Annotated in this window: 18 protein-coding genes; 15 read left to right on the forward strand and 3 right to left on the reverse strand. The window is 61.5% G+C overall.

Going from position 1 to position 13,724, the window contains the following annotated elements:
* Window positions 1-346: 346 nt before the first annotated feature.
* A complete protein-coding gene (locus tag F3H96_RS29715; RefSeq protein ID WP_188131594.1) occupies window positions 347-595 on the forward strand; it encodes a hypothetical protein in 249 nt (82 codons plus the stop codon).
* A 3-nt stretch (window positions 596-598) separates the two neighbouring features.
* Here F3H96_RS29715 and F3H96_RS29720 read toward each other — a convergent pair whose 3' ends face one another.
* The 3 genes from F3H96_RS29720 to F3H96_RS29730 are packed head-to-tail and all read right to left on the reverse strand — an operon-like array spanning window position 599 to window position 4,474.
* Entirely contained in the window at window positions 599-2,878 is a 2,280-nt protein-coding gene (locus F3H96_RS29720) for a xanthine dehydrogenase family protein molybdopterin-binding subunit (RefSeq protein ID WP_149805203.1), read from the reverse strand.
* A gap of 2 nt (window positions 2,879-2,880) precedes the next feature.
* On the reverse strand, window positions 2,881-3,903 hold the full coding sequence (locus tag F3H96_RS29725) for a xanthine dehydrogenase family protein subunit M (RefSeq protein ID WP_149805204.1): 1,023 nt from the start codon (window positions 3,901-3,903) through the stop codon (window positions 2,881-2,883).
* Between the two features lies 1 nt (window position 3,904).
* Window positions 3,905-4,474 carry a (2Fe-2S)-binding protein gene (locus tag F3H96_RS29730; RefSeq protein ID WP_188131595.1) on the reverse strand — a complete coding sequence of 190 codons (570 nt, stop codon included), beginning with the start codon at window positions 4,472-4,474 and terminating at the stop codon, window positions 3,905-3,907.
* Window positions 4,475-4,728: 254 nt separating this feature from the next.
* Here F3H96_RS29730 and F3H96_RS29735 point away from each other — a divergent pair, with 254 nt between their 5' ends.
* The 14 genes from F3H96_RS29735 to F3H96_RS30825 all read left to right on the forward strand — a co-directional run bounded on the left by F3H96_RS29735 (window position 4,729) and on the right by F3H96_RS30825 (window position 13,716).
* On the forward strand, window positions 4,729-5,172 hold the full coding sequence (locus F3H96_RS29735) for a PPC domain-containing DNA-binding protein (RefSeq protein ID WP_149805228.1): 444 nt from the start codon (window positions 4,729-4,731) through the stop codon (window positions 5,170-5,172).
* Window positions 5,173-5,503: 331 nt separating this feature from the next.
* On the forward strand, window positions 5,504-6,517 hold the full coding sequence (locus F3H96_RS29740) for an ATP-dependent DNA ligase (protein WP_149805206.1): 1,014 nt from the start codon (window positions 5,504-5,506) through the stop codon (window positions 6,515-6,517).
* A gap of 152 nt (window positions 6,518-6,669) precedes the next feature.
* Window positions 6,670-6,948 (forward strand): hypothetical protein, encoded by a 279-nt coding sequence (locus F3H96_RS29745; RefSeq protein WP_149805207.1) that lies wholly within the window; start codon window positions 6,670-6,672, stop codon window positions 6,946-6,948.
* Window positions 6,949-7,425: 477 nt separating this feature from the next.
* Window positions 7,426-7,572 (forward strand): hypothetical protein, encoded by a 147-nt coding sequence (locus F3H96_RS30810; protein ID WP_188131596.1) that lies wholly within the window; start codon window positions 7,426-7,428, stop codon window positions 7,570-7,572.
* A gap of 102 nt (window positions 7,573-7,674) precedes the next feature.
* The gene (locus tag F3H96_RS30815) at window positions 7,675-7,842 is read left to right on the forward strand and encodes a hypothetical protein (protein ID WP_188131597.1); all 168 of its coding nucleotides are present in this window, start codon (window positions 7,675-7,677) and stop codon (window positions 7,840-7,842) included.
* Window positions 7,839-8,444: a hypothetical protein gene (locus F3H96_RS29755; RefSeq protein ID WP_149805208.1), complete on the forward strand. Its 606-nt coding sequence runs from the start codon at window positions 7,839-7,841 to the stop codon at window positions 8,442-8,444. The genes F3H96_RS30815 and F3H96_RS29755 overlap by 4 nt, the downstream gene beginning before the upstream one ends.
* Before the next feature lie 70 nt (window positions 8,445-8,514).
* Window positions 8,515-8,865 (forward strand): hypothetical protein, encoded by a 351-nt coding sequence (locus F3H96_RS29760; protein WP_149805209.1) that lies wholly within the window; start codon window positions 8,515-8,517, stop codon window positions 8,863-8,865.
* Between the two features lie 608 nt (window positions 8,866-9,473).
* Window positions 9,474-10,184 (forward strand): hypothetical protein, encoded by a 711-nt coding sequence (locus tag F3H96_RS29765; protein ID WP_149805210.1) that lies wholly within the window; start codon window positions 9,474-9,476, stop codon window positions 10,182-10,184.
* Window positions 10,181-10,348 (forward strand): hypothetical protein, encoded by a 168-nt coding sequence (locus F3H96_RS30820; protein WP_188131598.1) that lies wholly within the window; start codon window positions 10,181-10,183, stop codon window positions 10,346-10,348. The genes F3H96_RS29765 and F3H96_RS30820 overlap by 4 nt, the downstream gene beginning before the upstream one ends.
* The gene (locus F3H96_RS29770) at window positions 10,338-10,580 is read left to right on the forward strand and encodes a hypothetical protein (RefSeq protein WP_149805211.1); all 243 of its coding nucleotides are present in this window, start codon (window positions 10,338-10,340) and stop codon (window positions 10,578-10,580) included. Before F3H96_RS30820 ends, F3H96_RS29770 begins: the two co-directional genes overlap by 11 nt.
* Window positions 10,581-10,773: 193 nt before the next feature.
* Window positions 10,774-11,124 carry a hypothetical protein gene (locus tag F3H96_RS29775; RefSeq protein WP_149805212.1) on the forward strand — a complete coding sequence of 117 codons (351 nt, stop codon included), beginning with the start codon at window positions 10,774-10,776 and terminating at the stop codon, window positions 11,122-11,124.
* Between the two features lie 941 nt (window positions 11,125-12,065).
* Window positions 12,066-12,983: an RNA ligase family protein gene (locus tag F3H96_RS29785; RefSeq protein ID WP_149805213.1), complete on the forward strand. Its 918-nt coding sequence runs from the start codon at window positions 12,066-12,068 to the stop codon at window positions 12,981-12,983.
* Window positions 12,984-12,994: 11 nt separating this feature from the next.
* On the forward strand, window positions 12,995-13,249 hold the full coding sequence (locus F3H96_RS29790; protein WP_149805214.1) for a hypothetical protein: 255 nt from the start codon (window positions 12,995-12,997) through the stop codon (window positions 13,247-13,249).
* Between the two features lie 278 nt (window positions 13,250-13,527).
* Complete coding sequence (locus tag F3H96_RS30825) at window positions 13,528-13,716, forward strand: hypothetical protein (RefSeq protein WP_188131599.1); 189 nt, start codon at window positions 13,528-13,530, stop codon at window positions 13,714-13,716.
* The last annotated feature ends 8 nt before the right edge of the window (window positions 13,717-13,724 follow it).

Below are 13,724 nucleotides of genomic sequence, written 5' to 3' on the forward strand. Positions count from 1 at the left end.
CCAAAAACGTCTCTAAGCACCTCGATGAAAGGGAGCGAGAAAGCCTTATCCGCATCAAGGAAACTCAGGAACTCATCGAAAAGAATCGGCGGCGTATGGAGCGGTCACGTGAACTGGCTGCCGTGCTCGGCAGGGCTAACAACCGGACTTGAGAAGCCTCGCGAATTTCGCAGGGTTCAGGACAAGGCGTCCACCGCTTGCGCTGTTCCGGCGTCAAAGCGTGATTTGTGCTGGAGGTCCCGATCGTTGCGGCTGGCGGCGAGGCACTCGTGGCACTAGATGATCTTTGACCAGATCCCAATGCATGCAGGGCTGACCCGGACCGAACCGCCGTGGCGCGCGCGGCATGAATCTCGGTATTGAGGACGCAGCTTGCTTCGCCCGACGTTTCAACAACCGCACGCTTGCGGGCTACACGGATGAGCGTCGACCGGTAGGGCGTCGCTGGATCGAGTTGAGCGAACGTATTCTGTCTACGGCGCAATCGACCAACGGCTTCGTCCAGACATGCAGGAACCTCGTTATGCTGACGATTGGCTCCTTCCCCATCCTGCAAAAGCCCTTGCTAGAGCGTGTAGCCGGATTGAAGGAATAGATCTCAAACGAGTAACTGCTCGATCCTGATCGGCAAGTCGCGGATACGCTTGCCCGTCGCGTGGTAGACCGCGCTGGCGACGGCGGCGGCCGTGCCGACATTGCCCAGCTCGCCCAGGCCTTTCACGCCGGCCGGGTTGACCGCGTGGTCGACCTCCGGAACCAGGATCACTTGCAGGTCCTTGACGTCGGCATTGACCGGCACGAGATAGTCCTGCAGGTCGCGATTCACATAGCGGGCGTAGTGCCTGTCGACCTCGGTCGCCTCGTGAAGCGCCTGGCCGATGCCCCAGATCATGCCGCCCATCAACTGGCTGCGAGCTGTGCGCGTGTTCATGATGCGGCCGGCCGCGAACGCACCGACGAGACGCGGCACTCGAATCTCCTTAGTGTAGCGGTTGATGCGGACTTCGACGAATTCGGCGCCGAACGCGTATTTCACCGCATCCTCATCCTGCTCGCCGCCGTGGAATTCCGGCATGCCGGAATAGAGCTTCTTCAGCGCTTCGGGCGGCGCGCCCTTGGGCGCGAACTCGGCATACTCCTCGATCGCGCCAACCTGCATTGTCTTCAAGATATCCTCGACCCTGGCCGAAGCGCCTCCCTTCGCCACGATCTTTCCGTCGGCAAGGTCGAGTTCCTCATTGTGGGAGCCGGCCAGCGGACCGCTCTCGGCGGTCGCGGCGGCATAAAGCTTGGTGCGGATGGCGTCGCAGGCTTTGAGTACCACTGAGCAGACGCTGGCGGTGGAGATCGAGCCGCCCGAGACCGGAGCTGGAGGCAGGGCACTGTCGCCCATTTCGACGCTGACCCGGTCGATGCCAACGCCCAGCCGCTCCGAGGCCATCTGGCCGGCCACGGTGCGCACGCCGGTGCCGATCTCGTGCGAGCCGCACTGCACGCGCACATCGCCGTCGGCGGTCAGGCGCACACGCGCCGCACATGGCGCGACGGCGGTTGGATAAATTGCGGTGGCGCAACCCATGCCGACCAGCCAGTCACCGTCGCGCATCGCGCCAACTTTAGCCTCGCGCTTCGCCCAGCCAAAGGCCTCCGCGGCCTGGTCGTAGCATTGGATCAGCGAGCGGCTGGAGAACGGCTTCTTGCCGATCGGCTCCTTCTTCGGTTCATTGATGCGACGGAATTCGACCGGGTCCATGCCGAGTGCCACGGCCATTTCATCCATGGCGTTTTCAAGCGCGTAGACATAAGGCGTCTCGGGCGGCGAACGCATATAGCCCGGCGTGTTGCGGTCAGCCTGCACCAGCGAGACGTGGGTCAGCACCGAGCCATAGTCGTACATCCGGCCGGTAGCCGAAGTGCCGCCGACGACATACGCGTCCGGGCGCGACGTGACCTCCCAGCCCTCATGTGCGAAGGCAGTGATGCGGCCGTCCTTGCCGGCGCCGATCCTGATGCGGTGCCGGGTTTCGGCCCGATAAGTCTGAGTGCCGAAAGCCTGCATGCGACTGGTCACGCAACGTACCGGACGGCCCAGCCGCCGGGCGGCGACCGCGACGATGGCGGTGCGTGGCGTCATCGGTCCCTTGGAGCCGAACGCTCCGCCGATAAAGGGGCTGACGATGCGCACGTTCGCCGGATCGATCCTGAGTTGCCGCGCAAGCTCGACCTTCCAGCCGGTCACATTCTGCGAAGGCTCGTGGACGATCAGCTGGTCGCCCTGCCAATATGCCGTCGTGGAAAAGAGTTCGATTGGGTTGTGATGCTGCGTCGGTGTCGAATAGCGCGCATCGATCTTCACCGCGGCGGAGGCGTAGGCCGCGTCGAAATCGCCGGCTTTCACATCTTCCTTGAAAAGCGGGCTCTTGCCGGCGGCGGGGATGGTTTTCGTGCCTGGGCTGTCGAAACTCGCCGACGGCGTCTCCTCCTCATAATCGGCGCGGATCAACTGCGCCGCCTCTTCAGCCGCCTCGAACGTCTCGGCGACCGCGAGCGCGATGATCTGGCCATCGTGAAAGATCGTACGGTCGTGCAGCGGTGCGATTGAAGTGGCGCCGACGTTGCCGAATTTCGGCTTGTCGACCTTGTCCATGGCGCCATAGGTGACAATGTCGAGCAACCCAGGCACCTCGCGAGCATCGTCCAGATGCAGCTTCGTCACCTTACCACGCGCGATGGTGCCGGTGGCCAGCGCGCCATAAGCGATGTTGGCGGTCGGCAGGTCGGCCGGGTAATGCGCCTGTCCAGTGACTTTCAACCGCGCATCGATGCGCGGCAGCGGTTCGCCCTGATTCTCTTTTGGTCTTGGAGCGGCAGCGTCCATGGTCACACCTTCATGTTTCGGGTTTCGAGCAGCGCGCGCACCAGCGTTCGCTTGCCGAGCTCGATCTTGAATGCGTTGTGCTTGCGCGGCTGCGCCTGGGCGAAGGCAGCGTCCGCCGCCGCTCCCGCCGAAGCGTCATCAAGCCTCTTGCCTTGCAGGCTCTGTTCGGCCGCTCTGGCTCGCCAGGGCACGGTCGCAACGCCGCCGAGCGCTATCCGCGCCTCGCGCACAGTCTCGCCGTCGAGGTCGAGCGCAACGGCCGCCGAAGCCAGCGCAAAGGCATATGATTCGCGGTCACGGATCTTCAAATAGAGCGAGCGCCGGGCCCACGGCATGGCGGGCACCTCGATGGCGCTGATGATCTCGTCGGCCGCAAGGTCGGTTTCCATATGCGGCGTCTCGCCGGGCTGCCGATGCAACATGGCGAATGGTATCTTTCGCGTGCCGCGCGAACCTTCGGCATGGATGACGGCATCGAGCGCGATCAGCGCCTGGGCGAAGTCGCCATGATAAGTGGCGATACACGCGTCGCTGGTCCCCAGCACCGCATGCTGCCGATTGAAGCCCTCCATCGCGGCACAGCCAGACCCGGGCGCCCGTTTGTTGCAATGCCAAGACGTCTCGCGAAAATATTCGCAGCGCGTGCGCTGTAGGACGTTGCCGGCGAGGCTTGCCATGTTGCGGATCTGGCCGCTTGCCGCCAGCCGCAGGCTGTCGGCGATGACCGGATACCGCTGTTTGACGTCGCGATGATCCGCCGCCTCCCCCATTCGGACCAGGGCGCCGAATCGGATGCCATCATCTGTTACCCGGATTTGCCTAAGGCTAGGATCCTTAAGCCGGTTGAGGTCGAGCAGCCGGGCCGGCTCAGCGACGCCGAGCTTCATATAGTCGGCAAGGTTGGTGCCGCCGGCGATGAATTGCGCATTCGCCCGCGTCGGCTGGTCGTCACGGCTCGTAAAGCTGGACGCGATCGCCACCGCTGCGGAAATATCCGTCGGCTGTTCGTAGACGAAAGGGCGCATGTCAAGCTCCTTTGGTCTCGTCGCGTGCCTGCAGGACGGCGGCGACGATGTTGGGATAGGCGGCGCAACGGCAGATATTGCCACTCATATATTCACGGATGTCGTACTCGGATCCCGCGTGCCCTTCATTGACACAGCCGATCGCCGACAGGATCTGTCCGGGTGTGCAATAGCCGCACTGGAACGCGTCATGGTCGATGAAGGCCTGCTGCATCGGATGTAGCTTGCCGTCACTGGAGGCGAGCCCTTCGATCGTCGTGATGTCCTTGCCTTCATTCATCACGGCGAAGCTTAGACAAGACAGCACACGCTTGCCGTCGACCAGGACGGTACACGCGCCGCATTGACCGTGGTCGCAGCCCTTTTTGGTGCCGGTAAGTCCGGCATGATCTCGAAGGGCGTCGAGCAGGCTTGTCCTCGTGTCGAGCGAAAGCTCATAGACCTGCTTGTTGATCCGCAACGAGGTGACGACCGGCTGCCTCAATTTCGATTGGGAGGCAGTCGGCGCCTCGGCTTGCGCGGCCGAGGCAAGCAACGGCGCGGCGGCAGCCGCCGAGACCGTGCCTGCCATGAAGCTTCTTCTGCTGAGTCCGTGGCGAGGTAGGACTGTAGGTTGAGACATGGCTCCCTCCTGGCTGGCTCTTTCCTGCGCTAACCTCTCAAGGGGGCCGATGTTCCAAATTTCCAGCTAGGGATTTCGGCAACTTCACCGAACTGTGACTGCGCTATCCAGGAGCGGATTGGCCTCCAGGTTCCGCGACGGTTGGAACATGCGTGCTGGCTATGAGTTCTGCGAAGGAATCAGCACTGGATGCGAAGGGCATCATGAAATCGAAACTGGTCGCCGAGACCCCCGGACAAAGAACATTCGTGGTCGTGCTGGATCCTCGGGAGGAAGCATTTGCCGCCCTTTCCGAATTCGCCGGTCAAAAGGCGATCGCGGGTGCCTCGCTGACGGCGATCGGCGCGTTTGAAAAAGCCACGGTCGGCTGGTTCGACTTTGGCTCGAAATCCTACCGCAAGATACCGGTCGAAGAACAATGCGAAGTGCTGAGCGCCATTGGCGACATTGCCGTCGACGACAACGGCAAGCCCAGCCTGCATCTACATGCGGTGCTAGGACTGAGCGATGGATCGACACGCGGCGGGCACCTGCTGGAGGGCGTGGTGAAGCCGACGCTCGAAGTCACCGTGTTGGAGTCGCCCGTCTATCTGCGCCGCACGAAACGGCCAGGGCTTGGCATCGCCCTGATCGACCTCGACGCGTGAAATCCCGCGCTGCCGAAACCGCATCTTCGATCAGGCGTTCAAGCTTGATGGGAAAACCGGAGGTCTCTGCGCGAAACACGGTCGTCGAGCGATACGGCAGGTGCCTGTGTGGCAATATCCGCCACCGCCTGGCGAGCGAACCGCGTGTGCATTACTGCAATTGCGACATGTGCCGTCATGCAACCGGAAACGCTGTTGCGGCACTGGCCTGGGTGCCCGTCGCCGGCTTCTCGTGGCTGACCGTGCAACCAGCCCATCGCCCCTCGTCGCCAATCTTTACAGGTCAGGTCTGCTGCGACATCGGCCTGCCGCACCATGACGCGCAGGAAGGATGGTAGCGGTGCCAGGAAACGACTTCCCGTTGCCATTGGAAACGCCGCCGATGGAGGCACGAACGGCCGAAGTGTTGCCGGAGGGAAATGGTCCCTGGCAATACGAACCGAAATGGGATGGATTTCGCTGCCTTGCCTTCAAGGACGGCAAGGCCGTCGATCTCAGGGCGAAATCCGGCAAGCCGCTAGGCCGCTACTTTCCCGATTTGACGGCGGCGATGCAACGCCTTGACGCCAGGGATTTCGTCATCGACGGCGAGATCATAATCGAGATCGACGGTCGCGCTTCTTTCGATGCGCTGCAAATGCGGCTCCATCCCGCGGAAAGCCGTATCCGCAAGCTGAGCGTCGAGACGCCGGCACAGTTGATTCTCTTCGATATGCTCGTCGCGCCGGTCGGCAAGGTCATGCTCGAACTACCCTTGAGCGATCGACGCAAAGCCTTGGAAACCTTTGTATCCAAGGCGCCCATTGCTAGGTTCCGGCTGTCGCCTTCCACCACCAGTGTCGCTACAGCATGCGAATGGCTGCAGGGAGCCGGCCATGGCTCGACCGATGGTGTCGTCGCCAAGATGCTCGACGAACCATACCGGGCGGGCGAGCGCGCGATGGTCAAGGTCAAACGGCTGCGCACGGCCGACTGCGTGGTCGGCGGCTTCCGCTATCTGAACGGCAAGCGGCAGGTGGGCTCGCTACTGCTTGGCCTCTATAACGATCACGGACAACTTGATCATGTCGGCTTCACCTCGACCATCGCCAATGACGAGCGTACCGCGCTCACCCAGAGACTCGAGGCGCTGCGTGGTGGGCTGGGCTTCACCGGAAAGGCGCCCGGCGGGCCGAGCCGCTGGAGCACGGAGCGCAGCGGAGAATGGGAGCCGGTACGTCCCGAACTGGTCGTCGAGGTCCGGTTTGACCATGTCACGGGCGAGCGTTTCAGGCATGGCACCCGGCTATTGCGATGGCGACCTGACAAGGCGCCGCGCCAGTGCACGTTCGAGCAGATCGAATAGACCGGACTGATCTGCTCGAGGCCAAAGGATCGCGTCTTGAACAATGTTTCGGCCACCATCGCGCCGCTCACTGCGGCTTCCGGATAATGCACGACGGAACCATCCGCTTTGCGAGGGATTGCTCAACGGAAGCTTGAGCATTGGAGGATGACATGGAGCCTCGCAACAAGCAGCGAACCGTACAGCAGGATGAAGCCGAAGCGCCGGCCATCGAACAACAGGATTGGGATTCCTTCGAGGGCAACAAAGTGCTTCCCGACAGCGTCGTCACCGAGAACGGTCCGGATCTGCGGGAAACCGAGGGGACTCTGCCCGAGGAGGATGACGACAATCCCGACCAGGAGAGCGACGAGGCTTTGCCCAACGACGACGAGGAGCGCGTGCTGTCGCGCGATCCGTCCCAGGAAGGAAGCCGCTTCGACGAGATCTAGCTCGATGGAGGCCGACCCGGCCATGCCGATCAGATTTCGAGCAGCGCATAGGGACGGCCCGTCGAGGCAGTCGCCCCGGGTGAATAATGGATTGTTTTGGCGAGGCCTTCCCCGCTGAGGATGATTTGGCTTGTCGCCCGTGGCGGGTGTTTGGGATCGAGCCGGAGGAGAAAGCCAATGCTGGAACGCATCAAGGAGACGCAACCCGACCAGGAAAAGCTTGAGGGGCTTCTTGGAAGATGATCGGCGATCTGGGCGCAATCACAACTGGCGCTGCGGTCGTGCTGAGAGGCTGTTCGCGGCCATGAGCGAGGGCGGCAAGATGACAGCCGGACCGGCACGCAGGAGCGGCTGGTCCGCGAATGGCTGTCGGCGCAGGCGGCTGCCGGCTGTGTCGAATATGACGAGGCCGGCGACGGCTTCTACCTCAGCCCCGAGCAAGAGCAGGTCTTCGTCAGCGAAGACAGCCCGGCCTTCATGGCCGGCGCCTTCGAGGTCGTCTCGACCCTATGGCTCGACGAGGAGAAGGTGCGGTTGGCCTTCCGCTCCGGCAAGGGGCTGGGCTGGCACGATCACAGCGCCTGCCTGTTCCGCGGAACAGAACGCTTCTTCCGGCCGACCTGATTGGGTCCTGGCTGCCGGCGCTTGACGGCGTGGTCGAGAAGCTGGAGCAGGGCATAGACGTCGCCGATGTCGGCTGCGGGGCGTGGCGCCTCGACCGTGCTGATGGCCAAGGCATTCCCGAACTCGCACTTCATCGGCTTCGACTACCACTCCCCGCCGATCGAGCGGGCGCGCGCCGCGGCCAAAGAGGCCGGCGTCGCCGGCAAGACCCGTAATCACGCCGATTATCAAGCCAAACGGATACAATCGCACTACGGCGGCGCCGCATGACCAAAGCGCGGAAAGGCAAGCGCACCCAGATCGGCGGCCAGTTCGCCTGGCGCCTCGTCGAGATGCTGGAGTCGCCGGCTTATCGCGCGCTCTCACTCTCCGGTCACCGCGTCCTTGCTCGCCTCGAAATCGAGATGGCGCGCCACGGCGGCAATGACAACGGCAAGCTGCCGACGACCTTCGACGACTTCGAAGCCTACGGCATCCACCGGCATGCCATCGCGCCGGCTATCCGCGAGGCTGTAGCGCTCGGGTTCGTCGAGATCACGCAAGTGGGCCGAGCTGGAAACGCCGAGTGGCGGCAGTCGAACAAATTCCGGCTCACCTATCGGCCGACCGAGTTGATCGAGCCGACCGACGATTGGCGCAGTATCGAGACGATCGAGGCAGCGGAAATGCTTGCGCACGCCGCCCGGGTAGCGTCGAAAAAGAGAGGCACCAAAAAACAAAAGTCCAGTGGCGAAAAACGCCAAAAGTCAGTGCGGAAACCGCACCACAAACCGGAAATCTGTAGTGCGGATTCCACCACTACAGGCCTTGGTGCGGAAACCACCACTACTCTCGATATTACGGGTAGGGATGCCGCGGGGATGCAGCAATGAACGCGCTCCCGCTCCTGCTGCTCATCCTCGCCGTTGGCATCGTCATGGCCCTCACCATGGGCGCACTGCCATGAGGGCGGGGAGGTCGACAATCGAGGCAAAGGCAGGCGGGGACACCGCTGGGCTGGTTGTTCCTTGCGCAATTCGTGTAGAAAAAAAGTTTGCCACCACGAAAAAACGTCCACGCCAAGACCGTTATGTCGAGCGCCAGGCGGCCGGCTTGCGCGTGATGCGCGTCGAGGTCAAGGCGGTCGACGCGGTCGAGTTCTTGGTCGACACCGGCTATCTGAAGCCCAAGCCGGTCGAGCGCGACACCTGGAGCTGGTCGGAAGTCGAGGCTGCAGGCACCAGATTTTTTTGTGACGCGTCAAAACAATTCGGGGCGCGCTCTGCCATGATCGCGCTGTTGAAAAAACTCTAGGTGAAACGCGTGCGGAAAACGCTGAAAGTCTTGCACGATGCCCAGTCGATCGTCGAAGGCATTGCGACGACGGACAGCCGCAACCGCAACAATGGCGAGCGGCTGGACCCGGCCGGCGCATATTGGTCCCCCGATGCTCCGGTTCCGCTGTTCGAGAGGCACGGCAAGAATCACAAGATCGGCGAGATACTAGAAATCTGGCCATCGGGTCGCACACTGCGCTTCCGTGCCCGTGTCGACGACGTCGCAGCCTTCAAAGCCATAACGGCCGGCGATCTAAGCGAGGTCTCGGTCGGCGCTAAGGTCCAGGAGGCCGAGACCTTGCGCGACGGCTCCACGATCGCCCGAAAGTGGCTGCTGACCGAGATTTCGATCGCGGGCCCGGGCGAAGCCGCAGTCCCCGGCGCAGTGATCGAGCGGGCCGATCGCGAGCATCCGACGAGCGAGGTGGCCCTGGTAGAGCCGATGCCGCAACCGCGGTGGATGACGCCAGATGAAATTAAGGCTTTCGAGCTCAAGCAGATCCGCGACCGCCGGCGCGATCTCGACAAGCTCTCAAGAAACTCGTTGACGCCAAGTGGCAGAACATCGGCGCCACCCGCGACGCGATGGACGACCAGATCAAGCTGGTCGACGCAGAGCGCGCCGAACTTGTCGCCAAGCAAATTTCTGTCGAGACGGGAATCGACGTCACGCCCAAGACACCGGCCGCGGCTGTTGCTCAACAGAAGCACGCGGCGCCGGCATGGCAAATTAAAAATCACCCCGAGCCTGACCTGGACAGTCTCACCGACGTCAACCAGGTGCTCGCCTCGCACAGTCACCTGCTCGATTTCTACATGGATACCATCGCGCGGACGATGAGCGAAATCGATGTCGGGCCGAACAGCCTGTTTTCGCACCAAGAAGCTGCGGTTTCCGACGCTTCCACGATGTCCACCTTGAGGCAACTGCAAACGATCGCCAAGCTTCTCGATAGGCGCATCGCCAATCTCGAAAGCGGCGTCGTTGTCGGCGTCAAGTATCTCGGCGTTTTTCAAAAGCAGGTCCGCTATTCGGCCGGCTCGCTCGTCACCCACAGAGGGTGCCTGTGGCACACGAATCTGGATACCACCGGCGTGGAGCCTGGCGATGGGAACAGGGTTTTCACCCTCTGTGCAAAAGCGGATGGCGTGCCATTGCCGCAGCGCGACACGGTCGGCAAACGGATCGCCGGCAACGAACCGAGGAAGCCCACCAAGGTCGAGATTACCGAGGTCACTAAGCACGACAGCGCGGGCAGAATTTTGGAAACAAGAAAACGCGTGGTCGAAGAATGAACGCCTCGAAGAAGCCGACGGTCTTTCATCGTAGCCCGCAGACGCCAGAAGAGCGCGACGCACTGGTCAAGGCGATTTACGGCGCCAAGAAATTTGAACGGTGGAAGGCGAGCCAAGAGAAGCTGCGCGGCCAGGTCAAAAAGGATGTGGCGAATGACGTCTGAAGAGAAGGAATCGCTGCTCGCCGATGCCAATGCGCAGCTACTCGTGGCCGGCCTGGTTGCCTGCCGCGAATATGCCGAAGAGCTCTTCGCCGAAGGCGCGACATGCGACGAGGTGAACCAGGCGCTGCGGCGGTACAAGGATGAGCAGTTGGAGCCGTGGCGGGTTAAACACTACCGCGAAATCCGCCGTCTGATCGACGAGCCGGGCGCGCCAAGCCTTGAGTTACAATGAGGTTGTCCCAATGGCGAGCGCCGGCATTGGGGACATGGCGACGGCTGCACCCGTTTTCAGGACGCAGGCAGCGGCCGTCGCCAACTGCAACCAGGGGGGGGCACCGTACGATCATCGGTTGCAACGGGCGCGCCTACCGCTTCGGGGTTATTCGCAGATTTTTCTTTCTGGCGCCGCGATTTAGGGGCCTTGGATGATTAAATCCTCTTCAAAACCGCGCAAAACCGCCATTCCTGCCGCTCCGGCATGGATGAATCCGTCCCAGAAACGCGATTTTTCCGCTCTTTTAGCGCTGGAAAATGGCTGGAAAGGCTTCACAACCGATATCGAGTTGCAGCGGTTCGGCGATCGGGTCGACCTCCGCGGCAGGATCCTCGGCATGCGCCGACTGATGCGCAGCGCGATGCGCAGCAAGGATGTTGCGACCGTCCTTTCCCTGAATTCAGCGCTCAACTCGACCACCGCCCAGGCGCAGCGTCTTGAGGACGCTCTGAGCCTTCAGGACAGGCAGAAAACAACCGCGTCGGCACGGAGGGCAGCCTAATGGCCATCAATCCGGTGTTTGCCTGAAGCAGCCTAGCTGCTACGACATGGACGGAAGAGCTTGCAGGCTATATCGATGGCGAAGGCGCGGACGGGCGCCCAAAGGTCGCTGCGGCATGCCTCGCTGCAGGACTTCGAGGAAGGAACCTAAGCAGCTACATCACTTCTACTCGAAACAGGCCGGCGACACGTCGTTATTTTTTCTTCGGACCACCGCCTGGGGGGCCGAGGTGGATGTGGTTCGTATCCCCCCAGCCATGGCCCGGTTGCGATCCGCTCGATTTGGCGATCGCCCTCGAGTTCAAGCTTGTGCCGAGCAAAAGTGTTATGGCCGGCGGCGTCACCGCAGCGAAACGTCCGGCTTTCTTGAGAAAGTCGCGACGCGCTTGAGCTTCTGAGACAAGACTCTCTGGGTTCTTTTCCGAACGGTCTATTTTTCCGGTTACCATGGCGATAACTCCATAAGCTCAGCAGTTATTACGCTAGCATTGCCGGTGTCGGCATCCGACTCAGCCTAAAGACGTATTCTGCATTGTGCGGAAATAGATTGCGGGCTGGGATCATTTGAAATGCGCCAACGAAGTCCGGCGGCCCGACGGCCGGGGGGCGGGTGGGACTCTCAACCGCCGGGCCTACCGGCAAACGGAGAGACAGTTTCGCCGGCTAGCGAGCTATAGGCCCTCTTGCATTGCTGCCAACTTGGCAAAACGACGGTGTTTGGTTCCTCTATTCTCATATTGGATGAGCCCAAAGGCATTCATGCTTCGGCACCCGCGTAGGGGATGCGGTCGCGGCCACCGCGCTTGCTCTTGTCGTCTGCCATCGGCTGTTCCTCCTAGAGACAGAACCGCGCGGAGTTCCACCGCCCTTTAGCAAGAGCTAATGGAACGCTTACGGATGTGCGATATTGAATCAAACTGTCAGTATCGCGTTGCGGTTCATATGCGTAAACCTGCCGAAACGACCCGGCTATCCTTCATCAAGCCGCTCGACCCTGTCCAGGTCGAGACGCCACCGATCAGCGACGACTGGCTGCACGAGATCAAATATGATGGCTTTCGGACCCAGATCATCCGCGACTGGGCAGGAGTTCGCGCCTTCTCCCGAAATGGCCACGACTGGTCAAAACGCTACTGGCCTATCGTCGCTGCGGCCGAAAAGCTGCCGGCGAAAGCCTTCATCCTTGACGGCGAGGTGATCGCTCCAGAGCCTGACGGCCGGCCGAACTTCCATGAAATGCATTCGCGCATGACGTGGAACGCCGAGCAACTCGCCTTTGTCTCGTTCGATATCCTGCACCTCGACGGCGAGGATCTGCGCGCACTGCCGCTGATCGATCGCAAGGCGAAGCTCTGGGATCATCTGGTGAAGCCGGCCAAAGGCATCATCCAATATTCCGATCACGTCGCGGGCGGTGGCGCTGCGTTCTTCGAAGCCGTCGAGAAAATGGGCCTAGAGGGCATAGTCTCCAAACGCCGGGAAAGCCTCTATCGCAGCGGCAAGATGGAAGCCTGGGTTAAGACCAAGTGCTGGGAGGTCGGCGACTTCGAACTTCTCGGCATCCGACGCGAGCCAGGAAAGCCCACTGCGGCGCTTATGGCGCGCAATGGCCGATATGCCGGGACTGCCGCCGTCACGCTGCCTCAGGGCCTCAGGGAAAGGCTCTGGCAGCGTGTGCAGGAGGCCAAGGCAGCCAAGCCAGCGCGGCGCGTGCCAAGCGCCTTTGCCGATGATGTCGAATGGGTGAAGCCGGGCATCACCGGCCGGGTGAAATTCCTTCGCGGCGAGCACACCCTTCGCCATGCGACGATGCAGGATTTTCGAGAGGAGCAAATTCACCCTGGAGAGCAAGAGATGTGACAGAAGAGGCCATGGCTGCCGCTTTGGCAGCCAAGAACGAAGAGGCGCAGATCCTAGGTGTTGTTGATATTACCACCGGATCCGATGCCAAGATCGAGCCCTGCCGATTAGGGGAGGCCATTCAGTTTGTGGCAAACGCTTCGATCCTGGGTTACGACCTCCGAGCCGCGATGGTTTTCTATGGCAGACCGGAATTGCATAGCCTTCGGCGCAGAGATTGCGAGCAGTTGTGGTCGAAGTATGGAGAGACCCTACTTCGACCATAGATGGGCATCTAGCGCCGCGTTGTCCGGCGCGCCGTCACCGTATCGCGACCTCATCGCCAATCTTGATGCCCTTCGCCATGGTTAACGGAGTCTGGCGCGATCGGCGGGTTCGTCAAGCGTGTGCTAACATGATCGCCTTTTGGCGGCCGGGCGCAGCGCGGGACCTACCACGTCCAAGTTGTGGGAAAAGATGCGATTATCCAATAGACCGATGAGCTCGCACGGCTTATGAGTCTTGAAAGCGCGCGCCACAGTTCGGCTTCGTCCGTGAGGCCGTTTTGAAAGGCTTCTATGACTTCGCAGGCGAGATTTTCCCGCTGATCCCGGTCTTTAAGGGCGAGCCGGCGCTCGCCGCACAACTGATCAAACACCCTCTGGAGAAGGCTCAATTCCTCTGGTGTGAATTTGCCTGTATGTTGGGTGAAAGCCATGACGCTTTCCTGCCCTCAGATGAGGCGAAAGCGTGATGATCTCT

Source organism: Mesorhizobium sp. NFR06, from assembly GCF_900115245.1.
GTDB lineage: Bacteria > Pseudomonadota > Alphaproteobacteria > Rhizobiales > Rhizobiaceae > Mesorhizobium.